General features: G+C 42.2%; 22 protein-coding genes, 4 tRNA genes and 1 pseudogene. 19 read left to right on the top strand and 8 right to left on the bottom strand.

Annotated features, from left to right (window positions below; genetic code table 11):
• Positions 1-83: 83 nt before the first annotated feature.
• On the bottom strand, positions 84-1,274 hold the full coding sequence (locus AB3Y96_RS15475) for a phage integrase central domain-containing protein (RefSeq protein WP_139130998.1): 1,191 nt from the start codon (positions 1,272-1,274) through the stop codon (positions 84-86).
• A 176-nt stretch (positions 1,275-1,450) separates the two neighbouring features.
• A tRNA-Arg gene (locus AB3Y96_RS15470) sits at positions 1,451-1,525 on the bottom strand.
• Positions 1,526-1,719: 194 nt separating this feature from the next.
• Here AB3Y96_RS15470 and AB3Y96_RS15465 point away from each other — a divergent pair.
• Positions 1,720-2,886, top strand: coding sequence for a tyrosine-type recombinase/integrase (locus AB3Y96_RS15465; protein ID WP_367299632.1), 1,167 nt, complete (start codon positions 1,720-1,722; stop codon positions 2,884-2,886).
• 382 nt (positions 2,887-3,268) lie between these two features.
• Entirely contained in the window at positions 3,269-7,732 is a 4,464-nt protein-coding gene (gene avs2, locus AB3Y96_RS15460) for an AVAST type 2 anti-phage system protein Avs2 (RefSeq protein WP_367299631.1), read from the top strand.
• Positions 7,733-7,898: 166 nt separating this feature from the next.
• Here avs2 and AB3Y96_RS15455 read toward each other — a convergent pair whose 3' ends face one another.
• From AB3Y96_RS15455 to AB3Y96_RS15440, 4 genes are all read right to left on the bottom strand, one after another.
• Positions 7,899-8,087: a hypothetical protein gene (locus AB3Y96_RS15455; RefSeq protein WP_367299630.1), complete on the bottom strand. Its 189-nt coding sequence runs from the start codon at positions 8,085-8,087 to the stop codon at positions 7,899-7,901.
• A gap of 84 nt (positions 8,088-8,171) precedes the next feature.
• The gene (locus AB3Y96_RS15450) at positions 8,172-8,789 is read right to left on the bottom strand and encodes a 3'-5' exonuclease (protein WP_367299629.1); all 618 of its coding nucleotides are present in this window, start codon (positions 8,787-8,789) and stop codon (positions 8,172-8,174) included.
• Positions 8,782-9,126, bottom strand: coding sequence for a hypothetical protein (locus tag AB3Y96_RS15445; protein WP_367299628.1), 345 nt, complete (start codon positions 9,124-9,126; stop codon positions 8,782-8,784). Before AB3Y96_RS15445 ends, AB3Y96_RS15450 begins: the two co-directional genes overlap by 8 nt.
• A gap of 366 nt (positions 9,127-9,492) precedes the next feature.
• On the bottom strand, positions 9,493-10,146 hold the full coding sequence (locus tag AB3Y96_RS15440; RefSeq protein ID WP_096387822.1) for a LexA family transcriptional regulator: 654 nt from the start codon (positions 10,144-10,146) through the stop codon (positions 9,493-9,495).
• A gap of 109 nt (positions 10,147-10,255) precedes the next feature.
• Here AB3Y96_RS15440 and AB3Y96_RS15435 point away from each other — a divergent pair, with 109 nt between their 5' ends.
• From AB3Y96_RS15435 to AB3Y96_RS15385, 11 genes are all read left to right on the top strand, one after another.
• Positions 10,256-10,468, top strand: a complete 213-nt coding sequence (locus AB3Y96_RS15435) for a helix-turn-helix transcriptional regulator (RefSeq protein WP_096387820.1) — start codon at positions 10,256-10,258, stop codon at positions 10,466-10,468.
• Positions 10,469-10,507: 39 nt separating this feature from the next.
• A complete protein-coding gene (locus AB3Y96_RS15430; protein ID WP_367299627.1) occupies positions 10,508-11,041 on the top strand; it encodes a YmfL family putative regulatory protein in 534 nt (177 codons plus the stop codon).
• Between the two features lie 180 nt (positions 11,042-11,221).
• Entirely contained in the window at positions 11,222-11,401 is a 180-nt protein-coding gene (locus AB3Y96_RS15425; RefSeq protein WP_072308768.1) for a DUF4222 domain-containing protein, read from the top strand.
• On the top strand, positions 11,398-12,264 hold the full coding sequence (locus AB3Y96_RS15420; protein ID WP_367299626.1) for a conserved phage C-terminal domain-containing protein: 867 nt from the start codon (positions 11,398-11,400) through the stop codon (positions 12,262-12,264). The genes AB3Y96_RS15425 and AB3Y96_RS15420 overlap by 4 nt, the downstream gene beginning before the upstream one ends.
• Positions 12,261-12,536, top strand: a complete 276-nt coding sequence (locus AB3Y96_RS15415; protein ID WP_367299625.1) for a hypothetical protein — start codon at positions 12,261-12,263, stop codon at positions 12,534-12,536. Before AB3Y96_RS15420 ends, AB3Y96_RS15415 begins: the two co-directional genes overlap by 4 nt.
• Positions 12,533-13,180 carry an MT-A70 family methyltransferase gene (locus AB3Y96_RS15410; protein WP_367299624.1) on the top strand — a complete coding sequence of 216 codons (648 nt, stop codon included), beginning with the start codon at positions 12,533-12,535 and terminating at the stop codon, positions 13,178-13,180. Before AB3Y96_RS15415 ends, AB3Y96_RS15410 begins: the two co-directional genes overlap by 4 nt.
• Positions 13,171-14,181, top strand: coding sequence for a DUF968 domain-containing protein (locus tag AB3Y96_RS15405; protein ID WP_367299623.1), 1,011 nt, complete (start codon positions 13,171-13,173; stop codon positions 14,179-14,181). Before AB3Y96_RS15410 ends, AB3Y96_RS15405 begins: the two co-directional genes overlap by 10 nt.
• Before the next feature lie 14 nt (positions 14,182-14,195).
• Positions 14,196-14,597 (top strand): antiterminator Q family protein, encoded by a 402-nt coding sequence (locus AB3Y96_RS15400; protein WP_367299622.1) that lies wholly within the window; start codon positions 14,196-14,198, stop codon positions 14,595-14,597.
• Positions 14,598-14,841: 244 nt separating this feature from the next.
• Positions 14,842-14,918, top strand: a tRNA-Ile gene (locus AB3Y96_RS15395).
• Positions 14,919-14,920: 2 nt separating this feature from the next.
• Positions 14,921-14,995 (top strand) — tRNA-Gly (locus tag AB3Y96_RS15390).
• 1 nt (position 14,996) lies between these two features.
• A tRNA-Ile gene (locus AB3Y96_RS15385) sits at positions 14,997-15,074 on the top strand.
• Between the two features lie 182 nt (positions 15,075-15,256).
• On the opposite strand, the gene AB3Y96_RS15380 is transcribed toward AB3Y96_RS15385, so the two are convergent.
• Together AB3Y96_RS15380 and AB3Y96_RS15375 are read right to left on the bottom strand one after the other, a co-directional pair.
• Complete coding sequence (locus AB3Y96_RS15380; RefSeq protein WP_072308778.1) at positions 15,257-15,550, bottom strand: DUF1883 domain-containing protein; 294 nt, start codon at positions 15,548-15,550, stop codon at positions 15,257-15,259.
• Between the two features lie 567 nt (positions 15,551-16,117).
• On the bottom strand, positions 16,118-16,375 hold the full coding sequence (locus AB3Y96_RS15375) for a DUF1883 domain-containing protein (protein WP_046449374.1): 258 nt from the start codon (positions 16,373-16,375) through the stop codon (positions 16,118-16,120).
• Positions 16,376-16,695: 320 nt separating this feature from the next.
• Here AB3Y96_RS15375 and AB3Y96_RS15370 point away from each other — a divergent pair, with 320 nt between their 5' ends.
• The 6 genes and pseudogenes from AB3Y96_RS15370 to AB3Y96_RS15345 all read left to right on the top strand — a co-directional run.
• Positions 16,696-17,028 (top strand): phage holin, lambda family, encoded by a 333-nt coding sequence (locus tag AB3Y96_RS15370; RefSeq protein WP_046450008.1) that lies wholly within the window; start codon positions 16,696-16,698, stop codon positions 17,026-17,028.
• Between the two features lie 9 nt (positions 17,029-17,037).
• A complete protein-coding gene (locus AB3Y96_RS15365) occupies positions 17,038-17,652 on the top strand; it encodes a glycoside hydrolase family 19 protein (protein WP_130970829.1) in 615 nt (204 codons plus the stop codon).
• Entirely contained in the window at positions 17,649-17,858 is a 210-nt protein-coding gene (locus tag AB3Y96_RS15360; RefSeq protein ID WP_130970828.1) for a hypothetical protein, read from the top strand. Before AB3Y96_RS15365 ends, AB3Y96_RS15360 begins: the two co-directional genes overlap by 4 nt.
• Complete coding sequence (locus AB3Y96_RS15355; RefSeq protein ID WP_367299621.1) at positions 17,855-18,397, top strand: hypothetical protein; 543 nt, start codon at positions 17,855-17,857, stop codon at positions 18,395-18,397. The genes AB3Y96_RS15360 and AB3Y96_RS15355 overlap by 4 nt, the downstream gene beginning before the upstream one ends.
• A 188-nt stretch (positions 18,398-18,585) precedes the next feature.
• Positions 18,586-18,792 carry a hypothetical protein gene (locus AB3Y96_RS15350; RefSeq protein WP_061059850.1) on the top strand — a complete coding sequence of 69 codons (207 nt, stop codon included), beginning with the start codon at positions 18,586-18,588 and terminating at the stop codon, positions 18,790-18,792.
• Positions 18,793-18,850: 58 nt separating this feature from the next.
• A pseudogene (locus AB3Y96_RS15345) lies at positions 18,851-18,988 on the top strand (HNH endonuclease); the annotation flags it as partial.
• Positions 18,989-19,033: the final 45 nt, after the last annotated feature.

Raw genomic sequence — 19,033 nt, 5'->3', positions numbered from 1 at the left:
TGTTAAATATGCCAGAAGGCTATAGAACAAACAAAAAATAAAAGAATGGCGTTCTCCGCACCTAAAGGTGCAGAGAACAACCACTAACTGTTTGTCGATGAACTGAGAAGCTTGTCAATATAATCAGCGTACCACTGCATCATTTCTCGTCTTCCATCCAGATACTGTGCATGGTTGTATGTGCCGCGAATGCTGTTTTTATCCACGTGAGCGAGCTGTATCTCGATCCAGGCTGTATTAAACCCCTGCTCATGCAGAATGGTACTCATGGTATGGCGAAAACCATGCCCAGTCGCTCTCTTATCGTAGCCAACCCTTTTTATAACCATATTGACGCTTGCTTCACTCATCGCTTTGTTAACATCGTTTCGTCCTGCAAAAATAAGCTGGTAGGTTCCTGTTAGTTCTTCCAATTGACGAAGAGCGCTCAAGGATTGAGCCGATAACGGGACAACATGAGGACGTTTCATTTTCATTCTAGTTTTGGGGATTTCCCAGATTCGATTATCGAAGTCAATTTCACTCCATTCAGCCAGACGTAACTCAACTGTTCTCAAGCCTGTCAGCATGAGCAACCGGGTTGCGAGAAGAGTAATAAGACTTCCTGAGTAGCTAGATAACTTTTGCAAAAACTCAGGCAGTTCGGCGGCGGTAAGAAAGGGATAGTGCTGTTTCTCATGGCCTTGCAAAGCGCTACCAAGATCAGCTGCTGGGTTGTAATCAGCACGACCTGTAACAATCGCGTAGCGAAAAACCTCACTACAACGCTGACGTACTTTGCTTGCGAGCTCAGATGCTCCCCGCTTTTCCATTCGTTGTAATACCGACAAAAGCTCCAGTGGCTTTATTTCATTCACTGGCTGAGAACTGAGATAGGGGAAGACATTGTTTTTAAAGGCTCGCTTGACGTAATCAGCATAACTCTTCGACCAACCGGATACTTTTGCACTGTACCATTCGAGAGCTATTGCTTCAAATGTGTTGGTAACCGAGAGTTTTTTGGCTAACTGCGTGGCCTTTTTGACCTCTCCGGGATCCTTATCATTCGCCAATAACTTTCTTGCCTCATCTCGTTTAGTGCGAGCTTCCGCAAGTGAGATGTCAGGATAGGTTCCGAATGAGAGCTTTTTCTCTTTGCCGGCAAATCGATACTTCATGCGCCAGTACTTTGAACCATTAGTATTGACCATGAGATAGAGCCCTCCGCCATCAGCGAGCTTATAGGCTTTGTCTCTGGGTTTTGCAGTCTCGACCTGACGCGCATTTAAGGTCATATTGGGGGCCTTATTTTTCATTGAACAGGATAAGCCCCCACTAAGGCCCCCAAACGTTTGTTGATTCACGTTGAAATGGGTAGACATCAGTTGACGTCGCATAGCCAGAATAGAGGGTTTATAACTGATTATAAGAGGGTTTTATTGAATTTGGTAGATGTCAGTAGAGATGTGTATGGTGTCCCCTGCAGGAATCGAACCTGCAACTAGCCCTTAGGAGGGGCTCGTTATATCCATTTAACTAAGAGGACATTTGGCGATGTTGATTTGAACTGTTCGCCTGTTTTTCTATGTTACCGTGTTTTCTGCTTTTACATCAAGTACAACGTTCTAAAAGATGCTTCAATGTTTTTGATTGTTTATCTTGTTTTTTGCTTCGTTCACTTGCCATTGCGTACACATTGAGTACAGAATGCCAATAAATGGTGTGTACAGGATACTTATTGTGGCCCTCAGCGATACAAAACTAAGAAGCATTCACGGTAAGCCATACATCGGTACCCCTGAAATCACTGACGGGGACGGACTTAGCGCTAGAATCACTCCTACAGGCACTATCGCATTTCAATACCGTTTCCGATGGAATGGGAAGCCAGTACGCCTCACGGTTGGCAGGTACCCTGCAGTCTCGCTGAAAGATGCCCGTGTAATCGTTGGGGAGATGCGAGCATTGTACATGAAGGGGATACACCCAAAGAATTATTTTGCTCGCAATGATGGTGAACTGACTCTGAAAGAATGCCTTGATGAGTGGTGGGATAAATACGTATCAAATCTCAAGCCCAATACTAAGACGCTTTATCGTTCGGTCGTGTACAACACCATGTACACAGAATTTGAGGACATGCCGGTTGCGAACATCCCTGTTTCATTGTGGGTAAGGTTCTTTGACAAGCAGGAACAGTTAAACAGTAAAAAAGCTCGCGTGCTTCTGGTGCAGCTCAGATCAGTCATAAACTGGTGCATTAGCCGCCAGCTAATCCCATCATGTGAGTTGTCTAGGTTAAGCGTTAAAAATATCGGTAAAAAACCAGACGTGGGTAGTCGGGTTCTGACGTATAGCGAGTTAGCAAAAGTTTGGTTGGCTCTTGAGAACTCGAAAATATTTACATCCAATAAAGTGTTGCATCAACTGTTGCTGCTGTGGGGCGCGAGGCTTTCAGAACTTCGTTTGGCTACTGCTGATGAGTTCAACATGGAAGATTTGATCTGGACTACGCCATCCGCCCATTCAAAAATGGGAAATGTCATCAGGCGTCCTGTATTTGATCAAGCAAAGCCATACATTGAAAGACTGCTTAATACTGGTAACGCTGTTCTCTTCCCGGGTCAGGAGCTGGATAAACCCATTGATAGATCTTCTACAAACTTGTATATGAAGAAACTTCGGGAAAAAATCGATATTCCTGAGTGGCGTACGCATGATTTTCGCCGTTCACTTGTAACTAACCTTTCAGGCGAGGGGATTATGCCTCATGTTTTGGAAAAGATGCTGGGGCATGAGTTGGGAGGTGTTATGGTCGTTTACAATAAGCATGATTGGCTTGATGAACAGAAAACTGCTTATGAGCTGTATGCAGATAAAATTATGTGGCACGTTAAAAAATTTTAGATCTTACACGGTACATTTCTAAACTAAACCGGAGAGATAACTCAGTAACTGACGCGAAAATTAGTTATTAAAGTGTTGATATAATATTGCTCTTTCAAATTATTTCACCATACTATATCGCTTGAGGTTTAATGTGTTATTTATAATTTTTATACTTTATAATATATGGATTTAGCGTGTTGTGAAGGTGAGCTTTTAGTTTTAATAAGACCGAAACATTATTTCCATACAGATTTAGTTACTTTTTATTTCAGGCATGATAGTTGTTTTTTAATAGACAAGGAGTCTTATAAGTATACCGATAACATTAATGTTTTTTATGGTGTATTAAGATTTATATTTTAAGGAATGAGATACAGTAAATTTTTATGGTGGATTAAAAATGGAACCTATATCATTGACAACGATATCAATTTATGTAGCAAAGCTGATTATTGATCAATTCCTCGCTGAGGAAGGATATGGTTATATCAGAAAGAAATTTTTCCCGAAGAAAGAATATGCAGACCAGTTGTATATAATAATTGAGGAAACGGCTACTGAGTACGAAAAAATATACCCTATTTCAAGTGAGAAAATCCCATTTTATCACTCAATGCCACTATTTGAAATATTGAATAAGCATATTTTGTTCAAAAAACTGCCGAGTAAAAGTGAATTGTTAGCCAAGTTTGCGGAATATCCAAACGTTATTCCACCAAATCAGGAGCAACTCGAACGGTTTTATGGTATTTTTTTGAAAAAAATAAATGAATGCAAAATCCTGAAAAAACTCCATATTGAAGAAACTTATAAAGAAAAAATATTTGATATTAACGATGAAATTATTAAGCTTAACTTAATTTTGCATTCATTAGATGAAAAACTAACATTTCAATTTGATGAGGATTGGTTAAATTCTAAGAACAAGAAAGCCATAGCTGATTTGGGAGGGCGTTATACACCTGAACTGAACGTAAGGCTTGAGGTTTCAAAGATATTTGACGGAATTGGAAGAACTCAAAATTTCTCTAAAATGTGTTATTATAAATTTCATAATTTCCTAGCCAAAGGGAAAGAAATAAAAAATTGCAAAGAGATTTCTGAACAAATACTCTTGATTGGTCAGTCGTTGGCTGAGGTTAGACAATTATATTTGGAAATTGATTTCACTAGTTTGTATATAATTCCAGTTGATAAGTTTTGTGAGTATATTTCAAATTGCCAAAAGGCTATTTTAGAATCCAAATCTAAGTTACGGGAAATCATCAACCAATCGAAAATAAATGGACAGAGCATAAGATCTCATGAAAAATACTCATTGATATTGAGACGTTTAAGAGAGTTTGAATATGAGTGTGAGAGTTTATGTGATTTTTTAAAATCAGTAACAGTTAGGCTATCGAACAATCCGTTTTTACTTCTTGAAGGTGAGGCGGGGATTGGTAAATCTCACTTACTCGCTGATGTTATTAAATTAAGAATCACAGCTGGATATCCATCTCTATTTTTATTAGGACAGCAATTAACAACTGATGAATCTCCTTGGATACAAATTCTCAAACTACTACAAATAAAGAATACATCAACTGATTTTCTTGAAAAAATTAATTTATATGGAAAAAAAATAGGAAAGAGGTTTTTGATAATAATTGATGCAATTAATGAAGGGAATGGCAACAGATTTTGGGGGGATTTCATCAATAGTTTCATTGATGAAATTAAAAGTTTTGATCATATTGGTTTAATAATGTCTGTTAGGTCAACATATAAAGATATTACAATATCTAAAGAGCAGATTTATCGTAATGGTTTTGAAACTCATAAACTCTCAGGCTTTAAGAATGTTGAGAAGGAAGCTGTAAATTTATTCTATGACTACTATAATATAGAAAAGCCATCATCACCTAATTTAAATCCTGAGTTTAAAAATCCTCTTTTTTTAAAGCTAATGTGCGAAGGGCTTAAAAGAAGTGGTTTTACAAGAGTTCCTGCTGGATTTCATGGCATATCTAAAATATTAAGTTATTATGTCTGTGGCGTTAATAAATCTTTAGCATCACCAAAAAAATATAATTACGATCGTAAATTCCCATTAGTTAATGATTCTCTTAATGAGCTAATCAAGGTTAAACTAGCTAATGGTGGAAGTAATATTTCATTTATTGATGCTCACAAAGTAGTCCAATCTGTTGTTAAAGACTATGTGAGCGAAAAAAACTTTCTTAATGCCTTAATAGATGAAGGCTTGTTGACTAAGGGTAATATTCGTAATCAAGACAATTCCTTTGAGGAAGTTGTTTATATATCTTTTGAGAGGTTTGATGATCATTTAACCGTTAATTATCTATTGGATGGTATTGAAAATATTGAAAGTGAATTTAAGACTGGAGGACGTCTAAAAAAATACTTGAACGAACAATATGATTTTAATCGCAGTCAGGGAATTATTGAGGCTTTGGCTGTTCAATTACCAGAAAAGTATGAAAAGGAAATTTACGAATTACTGCCAGAGCTCAGCGAAGACTATAAACTAGTTAATTCTTTTATTGATAGTTTAGTTTGGAGAGATATAGCTGCAATAGATTTTAAAAAAATCGAAACCTTCATAAACAAAAACATCGTAAGCAAACAAAGTAGTCTTGAAAATTATATGGAAAAATTGATTTCCATTTCAGGTGTCGAAGGGCATCCCATGAACGCCATTTTTTTACATGAATGGTTATTAAAATTTTCATTAGCGGACAGAGATGCATTCTGGACCAAAAACTTGAAATATAAGTATGATGAAAGTTCTACATTTCGACAGCTTATTGATTGGGCTTGGAGAGATGCTGATATACGCTACATATCTGATAAATCGATAGAACTAGTTGCAATCACCCTATGCTGGTTTTTAACTTCAAGTAATAGGGAGTTGAGGGATTGTTCCACTAAAGCTCTAGTTAATTTATTAGAAGATAGAATTCTAGTATTAATTAAGGTAATAAACAAGTTTGAAGGAGTAAACGATCCATATATCTGGGAAAGAGTATTTGCAGTAGCTTTAGGTTGTACTTTGCGTACAAAGAACAACAATGAACTAAGTCAATTGGCGGAAATCGTTTTTGATAAAGTTTTTAAGCATGAATATGTATATCCAAATATTCTATTGCGAGACTATGCAAGAGAAATTATAGAATATATTTCTCATCTCGGATTGATGCCTGAAGGTTATGACCTATCGAAAACGAGGCCTCCATACAAAAGTATTTGGCCCGAAAATATACCTTCAAAAGATATATTAAAATCTCTTTATTACAAAGATGGTTATTTTTCTCTTTGGAGGTCAATAATGGGGGGCGGTGATTTTTCTAGATATACAATTGGAACTAATTTTCATCATACTGATTGGTCAGGGTGTAAACTTGGAGAGACCTTAGTCAATCGAAAAGAGATTCTTAAAAGTTTTCTTAGGAAATTAACTAATGAGCAAAAAGAGCTTTATAACTCAATAGACCCATTTTTATATGATGACTATACAGATAGTTCTTCTATTGAGAATATTTTAAATATAAAAAAAATTAAATGTCGAAAGAGTGAAGGTGATATTTCTTATAATAAGAAATTGTTCAAAAACTCATTATCTGAGGATTTGTTGACTACATTTGAAAATGATTTAGAACCGTATTTTGATAAAAACAATAAAATACTTGAAACTGACGAATTTTTTGATTTAAGCATCGCTGAACGTTTGATTTTTAAGCGTGTAATTGAACTTGGTTGGAGCCCAAGAAAACATGGTGATTTTGATAAAGAAATAGGATCTGGGCGAGGTCGTAGAGAGTTTAATCAAGAACGGATTGGAAAAAAATATCAATGGATCTCTTATTATGAATATATGGCAATGCTTTCTGATAATTTCATTCGTTTTGGAGGATATGGAAAAGAACGTAAAGTAAACTCTTATCAAGGGCCATGGGATCCATATGTAAGAGATATAGACCCAACAATCCTACTCAAGAATACTGGCCTAAGACAGATAAGCCAAGAAGAAATGTGGTGGGCTAATGATAAATTCTTTGACTGTAATTGTACGTTTGAAGAATGGATGAGTACTACGATAAGTAATCCATATGGTTTGATTGAGGTAAATGATACTAATGGCGATGAATGGTTAGTGCTAGAAAGTCATCCATCATGGAAAGAACCTGACGTAATAAGCGACACAGACCTAGAATATCCTATAAAGGAAATTTGGTGTCAAGTTCGAGCATATTTAGTAAAGTCGGAAGAGTTTGAAATATTCAAATCTTGGTCAGAAAAACAGAATTACATGGGGCGATGGATGCCTGAAAGTGCTGAGATATATCAATTATTCAATAGAGAATTTTATTGGTCTGAAGCATTCCATTTTTTTCAATCCGAAGACTATAGCTGCTCAAATTGGACTCAAGTGGTAGATAGAGCCTCTGGAAAAAGAGTTGCTGATGTTAGTGTTACATCGGTTAATTATGTTTGGGGGGAAGAATTCGATAAATCAAAAAATGAGGCTCTAAATTTTCTTAAGCCAAGCAAACTGATCTTTGACAAAATGGGCCTCAAGTATAGCAAAGAAGACGGAGCTTATGAAAATAAGGATGGAAATATAATTTGCTTCGCTGCTGAGGCTTTACATGCCACAAAACCATATCTGATTATAAAGAAAGAGCCATTCTTAAAAATGCTAAAAGATAACCACTTAAATATAGTGTGGACACTTCTAGGTGAGAAAAATGTCACCGGAAATGGTTTAAGCTCTAACTATAATATAAATCAATTTAGTGGATCATTTTATATGGACAATGACAAGGTTAATGGGACTAGTAAAATATATTCATGTCAATAACTTTAACTAAAGAAAATGCGTAAACAGTGATATGTTTACGCTATTTTCTCAAGGCTATGTGGTGTTGAATCGAGCCAGCAGTGCTAGTGGCTCTAACTATCGAACAATGAGTTAAAATGAATGTTTTCTTGTGCTGTATGAGAAACTTATCAGATATAAATATATGTTACAGCTCAACCGCTCGGTTTACGCCACCCTCAGCTATCCATTTTTCAACCGCTGTACGACTATATTGTGATGGGTGGGTGAGCACCGGCGATGGAAAACCGTACTTTGTTCTTAAGCGCCATACAGCCGTTCTTTTTTTATTAATTCGTTCAAACACTTCTTTTTCACTCATGAAGTCATTGCTCATAATTATTCTCCACAGGTTGTGTTACTGCATTTATTCCAGCGCTTAGTTGATTGATGAGTTCCTGCATTAACTTACCCTATACGCCTATGCAGCATTTACTACAGCGGAAAAACAGCTCTTAGCGATAGCCATCTGCTCGGCATCATTCATCGCGTCATGAAGTGCATTGTGCTTAATCATCTGAAAGTATGGTTGGTGGTCAGGCACATAGCCTTTTTTACTGCCTGTGAGTGCATCGATGTACGTCCGAACGTCGCGCTTGCTGTTATACTTCCACGGACATTCTATGCGGTAGGAACGGTAGGCGCTCTCTAGAATCGAGCCATCAAAATCTGTACCGCGAAAGTAAATCGTGGCGACAGTATGTTGAGCAATCCAGCTATTCAAATTCAGCAGCTGGTCAGCTAATGATTCGCGGTCACCGGATAAGGCTTCTTGCGCATCCTGCTTCTGATTTCTCCACCAGTGCTGTGTATCTTTCGAAACAGAGCGCCCAAGCATCAGTTGGTCGTTAGCATCAAGCAGACAGTAGAACGCATTAGCTGAATAGTCAGAAAGCTCAGGATCACGGCTTACAGCCAGAATAAATTTGCGAGTACCTTCCAGATCGGCAACATCAAAAGCATAAGCGCCAATGGACAGGATGAGAGCAGAAGGGCGCACATCCAAAGTTTCAATGTCGATTACGATTGAGTTAGTCATTTATCTGCCCCTGTGATGGGAGTTCAAGGTTTGAAATGATCTCTATTACCGAGCTTAGCCTCATGGCCATTGCTGCAGCCTTTTGTGTTGGCGTAGGAAGCTCTTTCAAAATCCAGCTAAGGATTCTGTTTAGTAGTTCTATCTGTTGGCTCAAATCTACAGGCTCAGGTTTTATTGCTGCATCCTTGGCCTGCAGACGCACTTCATACAACACCTCATATCGAGTAGTGACTTCACGCAATATTGCTGCGGCCTCCGAGTATTGCTCACTCACTAGCTTGGTGCCTGCATGCGCCTGCTTAACGAGTGTTTTTGCTGGTAATTCGCTTAACTTCACGATTATTCCTCCACATTTTTTAGGTATGAGAATCCCCGGCGCGAATTAATTAAAATTCGCACAAACAGATAGGTTTAATTAATTACTCTCCACACATAGAAGGGCTCGGAGCTGAAGGTTTACAAATGTGAGGCCGAGCTCTTCTCTCTGTAGTTTGTAGCGCTCACTAAACCTTATTTATAAGGGTAAAGAACATAAAGCTGAACATGATTTGTGTTTACGATATGAATTATATTCACAGAATGTGTTTATTGTGTCAAACACAAAATGTGTTTATTTTGTGTGTTTAGCAAATATGAGGCAATTTGAAGGGAAGAAAGATGTGTAAAACCCCAAATTCTTATGAGGAAATTGAGGTTTTATGGGCTAAACCAGTCTCAGTTTTGTCTCGATCGCGACGCCGATAATTTTGCAATTCCCGTTGATTGGAATTAATGGGTATGAGGGATTAAGCCCTTTAAGATATTTTTGGCCAGCATCGATGATAAGGCGTTTGAAGGTTGCTTCATTTGCATCAGTCAACTTAGCGACAACGAGACTATGGTTAATGGGTTCGCGCCCAGTATCGACAAGCACCAAAGTGCCTTCGGGTATACTCAAGCCTGTGGGTGCAGTCATCGAGTCACCTTGAACACGAAGCCAGAAGCCTGTACCAGCAATCTTCGCGTCTGATTCAAACCACTCATCTATTTGGTCAATCGTATAAGGTTCGCAGGCCTCTGCCCATGCGCCTGCACTAACCCAGCTAATGACTGGGTAGAGATTCCCTCTCTCATATGGCCTAGGGTTTGAAACATTGCTAAATCCGGTATCTCCAAATAAGAGCTCAGCAGCACTAACGTCTAAGGCTTTAGCGATTATGACAGCATCATCAGCGCTGATACTACGAGTGCCTAGCTCATAATTGCCTATGCGTGATTGTGATTTCCATCCGCAAAGCTCTGCTAGAGCCTTTTGAGATAGACCCTTTCTTTCCCTCAAATTCTTGAGGCGTTTTGCGATTTCTTCATTTGTGTTCATAGAACTCTATTTATCACATAGTGTGTTAAATGGCTTTCCACGTTTTGTGTTTGCATGATAAACACAAAGCGTGTTTAATGGCGGTATTCATACTCACGAAGGACTGACAATGAACAACATTGCATCAGAACGAAAAAAGCTGGGTGTTTCACAAACAACTTTTGCGGCTAAGTGTGGCTGGTCACAGTCTCGGGTGGCTAATTACGAATCTGGGATAAGAGCTCCAGATCTTGAGTCGTGCCGAAAAATTGTAATGGCTTTTAACCAACTGGGCTGCGTGGTCACTTTAGACGGGTTGTTTCCACCTAAGAATCATAAGTAACCAGACCAAAAGTAAAACCACAAAAGAGAGACTAATACTGTGGACAATAAGAACTTTCCAGCCCCGGCTGATATGACAGCAGCAATGCACAAGCTGATCACTTCTACACCGGGTGGGTATGAAGCGATGGCGCAACAGCTTTCGCACGACGGTACTCATAACGCACTGAGTAACCGCGTTCGCCAGATCGGTGGGCAAATGGTGCCGTTCGGGATGGCCATTCAGATGGAGGCATTTTCCGGCCGCACGGATATTACCGAAGCTATGTGCAAACGCGCTGGTGGAGTGTTCGTAAAACTGCCTGACATCGAGCAGGTTGAAAATGAAGAGCTGCTGCACAAGTTTAACGATCTGCTTGCGGCGCTGGGTGATTTTAGCCGAGCTCATAACGAGTTCACTCACGATGGTGTTCTTGACCGAGAGGAAAGCAGACGCCTACGAGCAAAGGGATACAGAGCACAGTCTTTGATTGCAGAGATTTGGGTGATTTCAGAAATGCTGTGGGGAGAGGGTGACGCCAAGAGTATGCAGCTCTTGGCGTCGGGTGCGAAACATTCTTGTGTGGAGAAATAATCGCGTGAGCAATTTAACAGTAAATACTCAGGTGCCGCAACTGCGCTGCTTACCAGCGACTAACGTCCGGCCACCAGCGCCATTACGGTATGAACGAAGAATAGCAAACCGCTGGGTGCCATGTAACCACAGAAGGGCGGTGGCTATTGTGGGTGTTATAGCAAGAAAGCGGAGGACGTTATGACACACGGGATTGCTTCTCTTGATCGCTTCTATCGCGATAGGAAAGGGACTGTTGTCCACGTTATCCGTTACGACCGGATTAACCAGAAAGTGATTTATCGCCGTCAGGGCTATGACTTTGAGTGTGCATCGCCGCTCATTCTCTTTCGCTCTCGTTTTGAAAGGATCGACGTATGAGCAACAAGTTATCAGGTTACGTCTGGGACGGTTGCGCAGCTGCGGGGTTAAAACTCTCAGAGGTGGCCATCATGGCTCGTCTGGCAGATTTCAGCAGTGACGAGGGCAAAAGCTGGCCCTCAGTGACCACCATTGCTCGCCAGATTGGTGCGGGTGAAAGCACCGTACGTACAGCGCTGGGGAAACTGGAGCGAGAAGGGTGGATTAGCCGCCAACAACGCCGAGCAGGTAACAGGAACGCCAGCAATATTTACCAGCTCAATGTTGAGAAACTTCGCCTAGCTGCTCATGCGTCAGAATCTGACCCGTCAAAATCTGACGCCTCAAAATTTGACGGGTCAAAATCCGACGCGTCGAAATCCAGCAAAAAGGGCGGTTTTCACCCGTCAGAATCTGGGGGCGATCCATCAGTAACATCAACACCTGAACCATCAAGTATTAAAACCTTTTGTCAGCCTCCGGCCGACCCTGAGGTTGAAATCACCGATCAGGCCATTCAGGTACTCAAACACCTGAACCAAGTAACCGCATCTCGGTACCAGAATTGCAAATCGTCACTCGAGAATATCCGCGGCCGACTGCGTGAAGGGTTCACCACTGACGAGCTGGTGTTGGTTGTGGATTTCAGCGTTGAGCGTTGGGCCAATAATCCTGATTTCTCAGCGAACCTGAATCCGGTGACGCTGTTTCGTCCAGCAAAATTCCCCGCATACCTCAGTTCGGCGACCAAATGGGTGGCTGCTGGTCGACTGCCAAGATCTCAGTGGCCTACAGGCACGCAATCAAAACAGCCAGCAAGCTACGTCAATATGGATTTCTCGAAGCAGGAATATTCAGCGCCAACCACTGGCTGGAGAACATGAGCATGAAAATTAAAACCATGCCAGTAATTCGCCGCCACCGTCCGGCACTCGTTCAACTACATCGAGAAAGAGCCCAACGCTGTGAAGCGGCAAAGCAGTGGCGTCGCGCTGAATATGAATGGTCCCGAGTCATTGAGAACTGCGGTACCGAAGAAGATATGGAACACGCCGTAGCGAGCAGAACGGCATGTGCTCGGATGTGCCAACCATTAGGTACTGCAGATCCACGTATGGATTATGAATCTGTTGTTCGTTTGGAGGTATTGGGATGAGTGCTAAATATCAAGTCATTTATGCCGATCCACCTTGGCAGTATGGCAACAAGTCCAGCCGTGGTGCTGCATCTAACCATTATTCGACAATGACCCTTGATGAGCTAAAACGTATTCCAGTTTGGGATCTCGCTGCTGATAACGCTGTTTTAGCTATGTGGTATACGGGTACTCATGATGCACAGGCTAGAGAGCTGGCGAGCGCGTGGGGTTTTAATGTTCGCCAGATGTTTCTGTTTACATGGGTAAAGCTGAACGAGAGAGCGCAACGCACTGTCGAGGAGTCGCTCACTAATGGTTCAATCGTTGATTTCTGGGACTTCTATGAACTGCTTAATCAAATAACCCGAATGAACCCCGGCAATTATAGCCGTGGAAATCAGGAGAGCTGTCTGATCGCCGTTCGAGGCAAAGGGCTTGAGCGCAGTGATGCAGCCATTAAGCAGGTTATCTATTCCCCATTAGGTGAGCACTCTGCAAAGCCGGGTGAGGCTAGATACCGTCTTGAAAAGCTTTATGGGGATGTGAAGCGTATTGAGCTATTTGCGCGAAATCAGGCTGATGGCTGGGATTCATGGGGTAATGAGTGCTCGCAATCCGTTGAGTTAGTTCCGGGGCGGGTCGAGGTGACCACATGCGCATGATCCTCACTGCATTCCCACAAACCGACGCTGGCATAGTTTTGCTTAAGCCGGGCCAATTGACGCACAAGTTCCGCAAAGGCCAGCGCCTAATGATCACTGCTGTGCCGGAAGAGTTTGCGAAGCTGCCAGCCGGTGAGCTGCCTGCGGCAAATCAGGATCTGGCTAATGATGAGGAGCTGCGGTCGTTCTTCTCTCACTACGATGTGATTAGAGCCGCTGGCGGTGATGGTGCGCTTAACGCGTGGGTTGATGAAATCAAAATCTGCCAGTGGAAACGCAGTTATCACAACAGAAATTTGAACACGGTATCGCATAAAAACGGTGCCGTTCGTCTGTGTTGGAGCTGCGACAACCTCCACCACGATCAGTTTCACCCCGCGTTGGGCGACATTGCCGAAACCAACCGAGCAGAATGGCTGGTGGACTCGGTGCGCGGTTCGCTCGGCTTTAACGAAGGCCACCAACTTACATTACCCGAGCTTTGCTGGTGGGCTGTGCTCAATCATCTTACTGAATATCTTCCGAGCGCCATTGATTACCGCGTCACAAAGACGCCTGAGCCACCAGCGTTTGTGGGTGGCGTTATGAAAGAGGCAGACATAAATCCGTGGTCAACAAACCCAGCGAAGGTCATTGCTGAAAGCGTCGAGCTAGTGAAGCCAGTTATCAAACTAATGGGGGATGAAGCACCACCAGCGAGCTTTATGTTGAAACCTAAACTGGCACGCTGGGAGTGTGAGAAGTACACGCGGTGGGTAAAAACGCAAAAGTGCTGTGGTTGCAGTAAACCAGCTGACGATCCGCATCATGTGATTAACCATGGGCTAGGTGGCATGGGAACCAAAGCGCATGACCTGTTCGTGTTGCCGCTATGCAGGCGGTGCCACGACAAGTTGCACAAAGATGTTGCAGGATGGGAACAGAAACACGGAGATCAGCGATTCCTATTAATTGAATTTTTAAATTACGCCATGGGTGTTGGCGCAATCTTTAAAGCTTAGTGTGTGGAGAATGTATGAGAGATATTCAAATAGTTCTTGAACGGTGGGGAGCATGGGCCGCAAACAACAAAGAAGACGTGTGTTGGAGCTCGATTGCAGCGGGGTTCTCTGGCTTGATCCCCTCAAAGGTAAAATCTCGCCCTCAGTGCTGCGATGATGATGCCATGGTGATCGTAGGCTGTATGGCAACGTTGAACAAAAAGAACCCTGATGCTCATGATTTGCTGGTGGACTATTACCTATTTGGCAAAACGTTCATGGCGCTAGCTAAGCAAAATCACTGTTCCGATACCCATGTAGGCAAGCAGTTACAGAAAGCGGAGGGGATCGTTGAAGGTTTGCTGATGGCGCTAGATGTTCGCTTAGAAATGGATAGGCTAGTACGAAAAGAGTCGATAGCACGGAAAGTAGCATAATAGCTTTACGATCGTAAAAACGCTGATATTCTGATAAGAGTGGTCAGTTCGTCACATAGCTTACAAAATCAAACCTCGCTCCGGCGGGGTTTTTAATTGATGTAACTACGATTCGTCTTAAAATAACCCTCCGTTATTGCATGGATTAACATTAGCAAATATGCTGCCCGCCGCTGTAGGGAGATATTCACCCTGAGCGAGAGTCGTTATCGTTGAACAACTCCTGTTAACTCACTGCAACACTGGCCCTTTAGCTCAGTTGGTTTGAGCAGTCGACTCATAATCGATTGGTCGCTGGTTCAAGTCCAGCAAGGGCCACCAAAGCGGTCATCGTATAATGGCCATTACCTCAGCCTTCCAAGCTGATGATGCGGGTTCGATTCCCGCTGACCGCTCCAACCGCCACTAGCTCAGCAGGATAGAGCCGATGACCGTATAAGTTGTAGGTGCGAGGTTCGAGACCTCGGTGGCGGACCATATTCAGCACATCAGTCAGCGAAGAAGGGTAAACCGGAGCGTTTGATGTGCTGAACAACTGCATGAGCACTGAGTTGGTATTCATCTAGGAATCAACGTGGGGTGGCTACCCAGTGCTCATGACAGTTGTGGTTGATGGTGAACTCCTACATTGATAACTGCCTGTAATTAGACTTCCCTTACTATTTGGGCATGTCTTGGTGCTCTAATAATTCATGATTAGGCAAAATAGATATGCTCACTGAAGGCTCAGTGTCTCCATGACTATGAGTATCAATCACAATATTCCAAATCCCATCGTATGGAACTTCGACAATGGCCGGGAAATTGGTAAAAAAACCACCATGATAGTCGGCCCAGCTATCTCTACAAAACTTGTCGAAATACTTTTCATTAATCAAAAGAATTTTTGCAGGCTCTGAGCAAACCACTTTTACATAGCTGTTGGCAATAAGAAACAATCGACTATTTTTCATTCGATGGAACTCCACACGTAATAAAAAAGAAACCTCTCACCCCCGTAATTTCAGATGAGAGGGGCCATAGGCCAACACCAGGGAAAAGCGATGCTAATGTATAATCAAACGCAGTTAGTAATTGATACCCTAGGATGAATCGCAACTTATTGATTTAGATCTATTTATTTTATGATGAGTATTTTTTTTCTTATTACATCATAATTAACTCTAATGCTTCATGTTAAGTTATTGAAAATGATCTTTTTTTCAAAGGTATTGTTTTTGTCTTATGTTTATCAGGGTGAGATGATTCTTAGCTTATTTATTTTAATAATTATAAATTAAGTCATTATGGGTTTTAAAAGCTAAGCCTTGCTTAATAAAATATTAAGGCTAATCATCGTTAGTATCTAATTGAACAATAGGATTCTATCGCCAACCCTATAGTTCGCAGGCGAAGTTTAACGTCGATGTAATATCTAATAATCTTTTAGAGGCTACGTCTTGGTTGCCTCTATCATATCTAGCGCCCAGCCAACAATCTCTAGCTGTGAGTGGTTGTTGGCCAGGAGGAGACGCAAATACTTACTGCACGGTTAGATTGTAAGTAATTGCTAAATCAGTGTGGTTTTGTGCGGGTTCTATAACGACATTCCAGATACCCGCCATAGGGATATCAATATCTGCAGGAAAGTTACAAAAGTACCCTCCAAAGTAGCTTGCTCCCTCACCATCATTGTAAGAGTGAAAATTTTTATCATCCATTAACAAAACCATGGCTGGCTGTGAGCAGGTTACACATAGGTGCGAGTGCTGCTTTAAAAATAGTTTTCTGTGTGGCATAGGACGTACCTATAGAAGAGAAAAGGCCCTTGCCTCCGAATTCAGACAAGGGTGCCAAAAAGCTAAATAGGGAAACATTAAATATATAAGCGACACTGGAGAACCAATGGAGTGGCGAATCGGATTATGGCTATCCAGCCTGCATTTGGCAATAAAAAACCAACTAAAAACAAACTTTATCTTAACAATACTTAAGGTTATCTAATGTATTTAGGCTTGTGATGTGATGTTTTTGGTTAGATATCAACGTCAATTATCATTCTGATTAAGCCAAAATTGGACATCAATAACCCTACCGCGCTGGTGGATGGGGGGAGAACATGAAAATGCACAAAAGCCCCGAGCTCTGGGCCATGTTAATGACATGGATTGCAGAGCACCGCAGCGAGGGAAGTTACGCATTCATTGCGGGTCTAATGGCTATCCTACGGGGGATATATAACGGAGACTCACCGTGGTGGCGACGGATTCTTGATGCCGGTATGTGCGCGCTGGTGGCGTTCTTCATTAAAGACCTACTCATGTTGATGAGTTTTGATCAGCAATGGGCATATATCGGCAGCGTCTTTATTGGCTTCTTGGGTATTGATTATTTCAGCTCGGTTCTACGTCGTGTTGTCGGCAGTAAGACAGGCGTCCCCCCTCAACAGTAAGGCAATTCAATGGATCTCGAACAGTTTCAACAGGCGGCTGATATTAGCGCCGGATTAGCTGCGCGCTGGTTTCCGCACATCGATGCAGCAATGAAAGAATTTGGTATTACGGCGGCAACCGATAAGGCGATGTTTATTGCTCAGGTAGGGCATGAGTCTGGCGGTTTCCGGCAGGTTGTTGAATCACTGAATTACACACCGGGTGCTTTGGTTGCTGTATTTGGTAAGCGTATTACTCAACAGCAAGCCAATGCTCTCGGACGAACGACAGCGCAATCTGCTCGACAAGATGCGATCGCTAATTTGGTCTACGCGAATCGCTTAGGTAATAAAGCCTCTGGCGATGGTTGGAAATATCGAGGCCGTGGCCTAATCCAGATTACAGGACTAGATAACTACCGTACATGCGGCGCCGCGCTAAAGCTTGATTTAGTGACTAAGCCAGAGCTGCTCGAGCTCGAGCTACAAGCTGCGCGCTCAGCTGCATGGTTCTACACATCAAAAGGCTGCATGGCCTACGGTGCTGACGTTTACCGAGTAACGCAGATTATCAACGGCGGTTTGAATGGTATCGATGATCGCAAGGTACGTTACAACAAAGCGCGGGCGGCGCTGTTGGTATGAAAATAAAATTTGAGTATTCCACAGCGCACTTTGCCGATGATTTGAAGCCGTCGCATGGGCCACAGAAATGGCCGTGGTGGCGTTTATTTGCAATTGCCGTTATTCGTCAGGATATTCCTCGCCCATCGACAGGCCGAAGAATGTGGTTCTATACGCGCTGGGGCGCTGGATATGTAGGGATTTATTTAGTCAGGCGAAGAGCATGAATATCAATTTCAGTTGGCGAATGATGGCCATTGGATTTTTAGCTGTAGGTGTTCTGGTTGTGGGGCGGATCGCAAGTTACTACAACGACAAATACCAAGAGCAAACAAAAGCAACTGAACGCCTGCAGGGGGAGGTTGACGGGCAAGCCTCGATCATTGCTGGGCAGTCTTTGCAGTTCAACCGCTTCAATCAGATAGCGTCGGCGGCGGGTCAGTATGGCGTGACAGTCCAAGCCAAGGCGCAGGAGAAAGAAATTGAATACCGCAAGATTATTGAGAAAGAGCCAACCTGTGATCTGCTTATCCCTGCTGATATTGCTAGCGGGCTGCTCGGGTACACGCACCGTTTACGTGCCACAGCCTTGCACGCCGATACCGGCAACATTAACTCAGATGGTAGTGCCACCGTTGCCCCCAGCTCGATAACGTATTGTCAGGCTGTTTTGTGGATTAGGCCGCTATTAGCAACTATTGATATTGCTAATAGTAAGTTGGGCGACATACGAAATATTGAAACGCAAGCTCGTTTCAATGATTAATAAAATATAAATGTCACCCCTAGTCGTTACATTTATATTGTAATTCAAATGTATTATAGCTTGATTTCTTTTCGGCTATTTTTGTTTTATTTAAATTAAAAACAGTGTGTTGTGATTTATTTCATGTAATTTACAAATAACTTTGTTTTATGGGTTAATATGTGGCCTCAACTAATGAGGGAGGGGCTATGCAGAATATTGACGCAATAATTAGAGATGTAATCACTAAGTGTGAAGCTTCTGGTGGTTGCGAGTGGGGCTATATCCAAAAGATTATTTCACCTCTATATAAGCAGGGGAGTGATTCACAAAGAGAATATATAAACTTAAAATTGGAGAAGCTGAAGCCTAGAGTTATATTGCCTTCAAACTATAAAGTTATATTAATGCAATAATTTAGTTTGGTAAATAAAACACGGCTACTATTTTGGTAGCCTTTTTATTGGAGTTTACATGCCTGCATTAATCCCACGTGCATGCCGTAAGCATGGCTGTCGTAATACCACCACTGACCGCAGCGGCTATTGCGATGAGCACCGTAATGCAGGATGGGAGAACCACCAGCAGGGCAAGAGCCGTCACGAATGTGGATGCGAATAGCTCCTATTTTCACGGGTCCTTTCTGAGTTTTGAAAC

Origin of the sequence: Hafnia alvei, assembly GCF_964063325.1 — a bacterium.
In the GTDB taxonomy this organism is placed as follows: domain Bacteria; phylum Pseudomonadota; class Gammaproteobacteria; order Enterobacterales; family Enterobacteriaceae; genus Hafnia; species Hafnia alvei_B.
This window is presented reverse-complemented; position numbering and strand designations above follow the sequence as displayed.

Bases quoted from the DNA above. Each gene is read 5' to 3' on its own strand.
- AB3Y96_RS15360 (WP_130970828.1), top strand. From the start codon at position 17,649: ATGAAAATAAAATTTGAGTATTCCACAGCGCACTTTGCCGATGATTTG.
- AB3Y96_RS15415 (WP_367299625.1), top strand. From the start codon at position 12,261: ATGAGCATGAAAATTAAAACCATGCCAGTAATTCGCCGCCACCGTCCG.
- AB3Y96_RS15370 (WP_046450008.1), top strand. From the start codon at position 16,696: ATGAAAATGCACAAAAGCCCCGAGCTCTGGGCCATGTTAATGACATGG.
- AB3Y96_RS15450 (WP_367299629.1), bottom strand. From the start codon at position 8,789: ATGACTAACTCAATCGTAATCGACATTGAAACTTTGGATGTGCGCCCT.
- AB3Y96_RS15405 (WP_367299623.1), top strand. From the start codon at position 13,171: ATGCGCATGATCCTCACTGCATTCCCACAAACCGACGCTGGCATAGTT.
- AB3Y96_RS15420 (WP_367299626.1), top strand. From the start codon at position 11,398: ATGAGCAACAAGTTATCAGGTTACGTCTGGGACGGTTGCGCAGCTGCG.
- AB3Y96_RS15425 (WP_072308768.1), top strand. From the start codon at position 11,222: ATGACACACGGGATTGCTTCTCTTGATCGCTTCTATCGCGATAGGAAA.
- avs2 (WP_367299631.1), top strand. From the start codon at position 3,269: ATGGAACCTATATCATTGACAACGATATCAATTTATGTAGCAAAGCTG.
- AB3Y96_RS15365 (WP_130970829.1), top strand. From the start codon at position 17,038: ATGGATCTCGAACAGTTTCAACAGGCGGCTGATATTAGCGCCGGATTA.
- AB3Y96_RS15455 (WP_367299630.1), bottom strand. From the start codon at position 8,087: ATGAGCAATGACTTCATGAGTGAAAAAGAAGTGTTTGAACGAATTAAT.
- AB3Y96_RS15350 (WP_061059850.1), top strand. From the start codon at position 18,586: ATGCAGAATATTGACGCAATAATTAGAGATGTAATCACTAAGTGTGAA.
- AB3Y96_RS15375 (WP_046449374.1), bottom strand. From the start codon at position 16,375: ATGCCACACAGAAAACTATTTTTAAAGCAGCACTCGCACCTATGTGTA.
- AB3Y96_RS15410 (WP_367299624.1), top strand. From the start codon at position 12,533: ATGAGTGCTAAATATCAAGTCATTTATGCCGATCCACCTTGGCAGTAT.
- AB3Y96_RS15435 (WP_096387820.1), top strand. From the start codon at position 10,256: ATGAACAACATTGCATCAGAACGAAAAAAGCTGGGTGTTTCACAAACA.
- AB3Y96_RS15440 (WP_096387822.1), bottom strand. From the start codon at position 10,146: ATGAACACAAATGAAGAAATCGCAAAACGCCTCAAGAATTTGAGGGAA.
- AB3Y96_RS15355 (WP_367299621.1), top strand. From the start codon at position 17,855: ATGAATATCAATTTCAGTTGGCGAATGATGGCCATTGGATTTTTAGCT.
- AB3Y96_RS15380 (WP_072308778.1), bottom strand. From the start codon at position 15,550: ATGAAAAATAGTCGATTGTTTCTTATTGCCAACAGCTATGTAAAAGTG.
- AB3Y96_RS15400 (WP_367299622.1), top strand. From the start codon at position 14,196: ATGAGAGATATTCAAATAGTTCTTGAACGGTGGGGAGCATGGGCCGCA.
- AB3Y96_RS15475 (WP_139130998.1), bottom strand. From the start codon at position 1,274: ATGACCTTAAATGCGCGTCAGGTCGAGACTGCAAAACCCAGAGACAAA.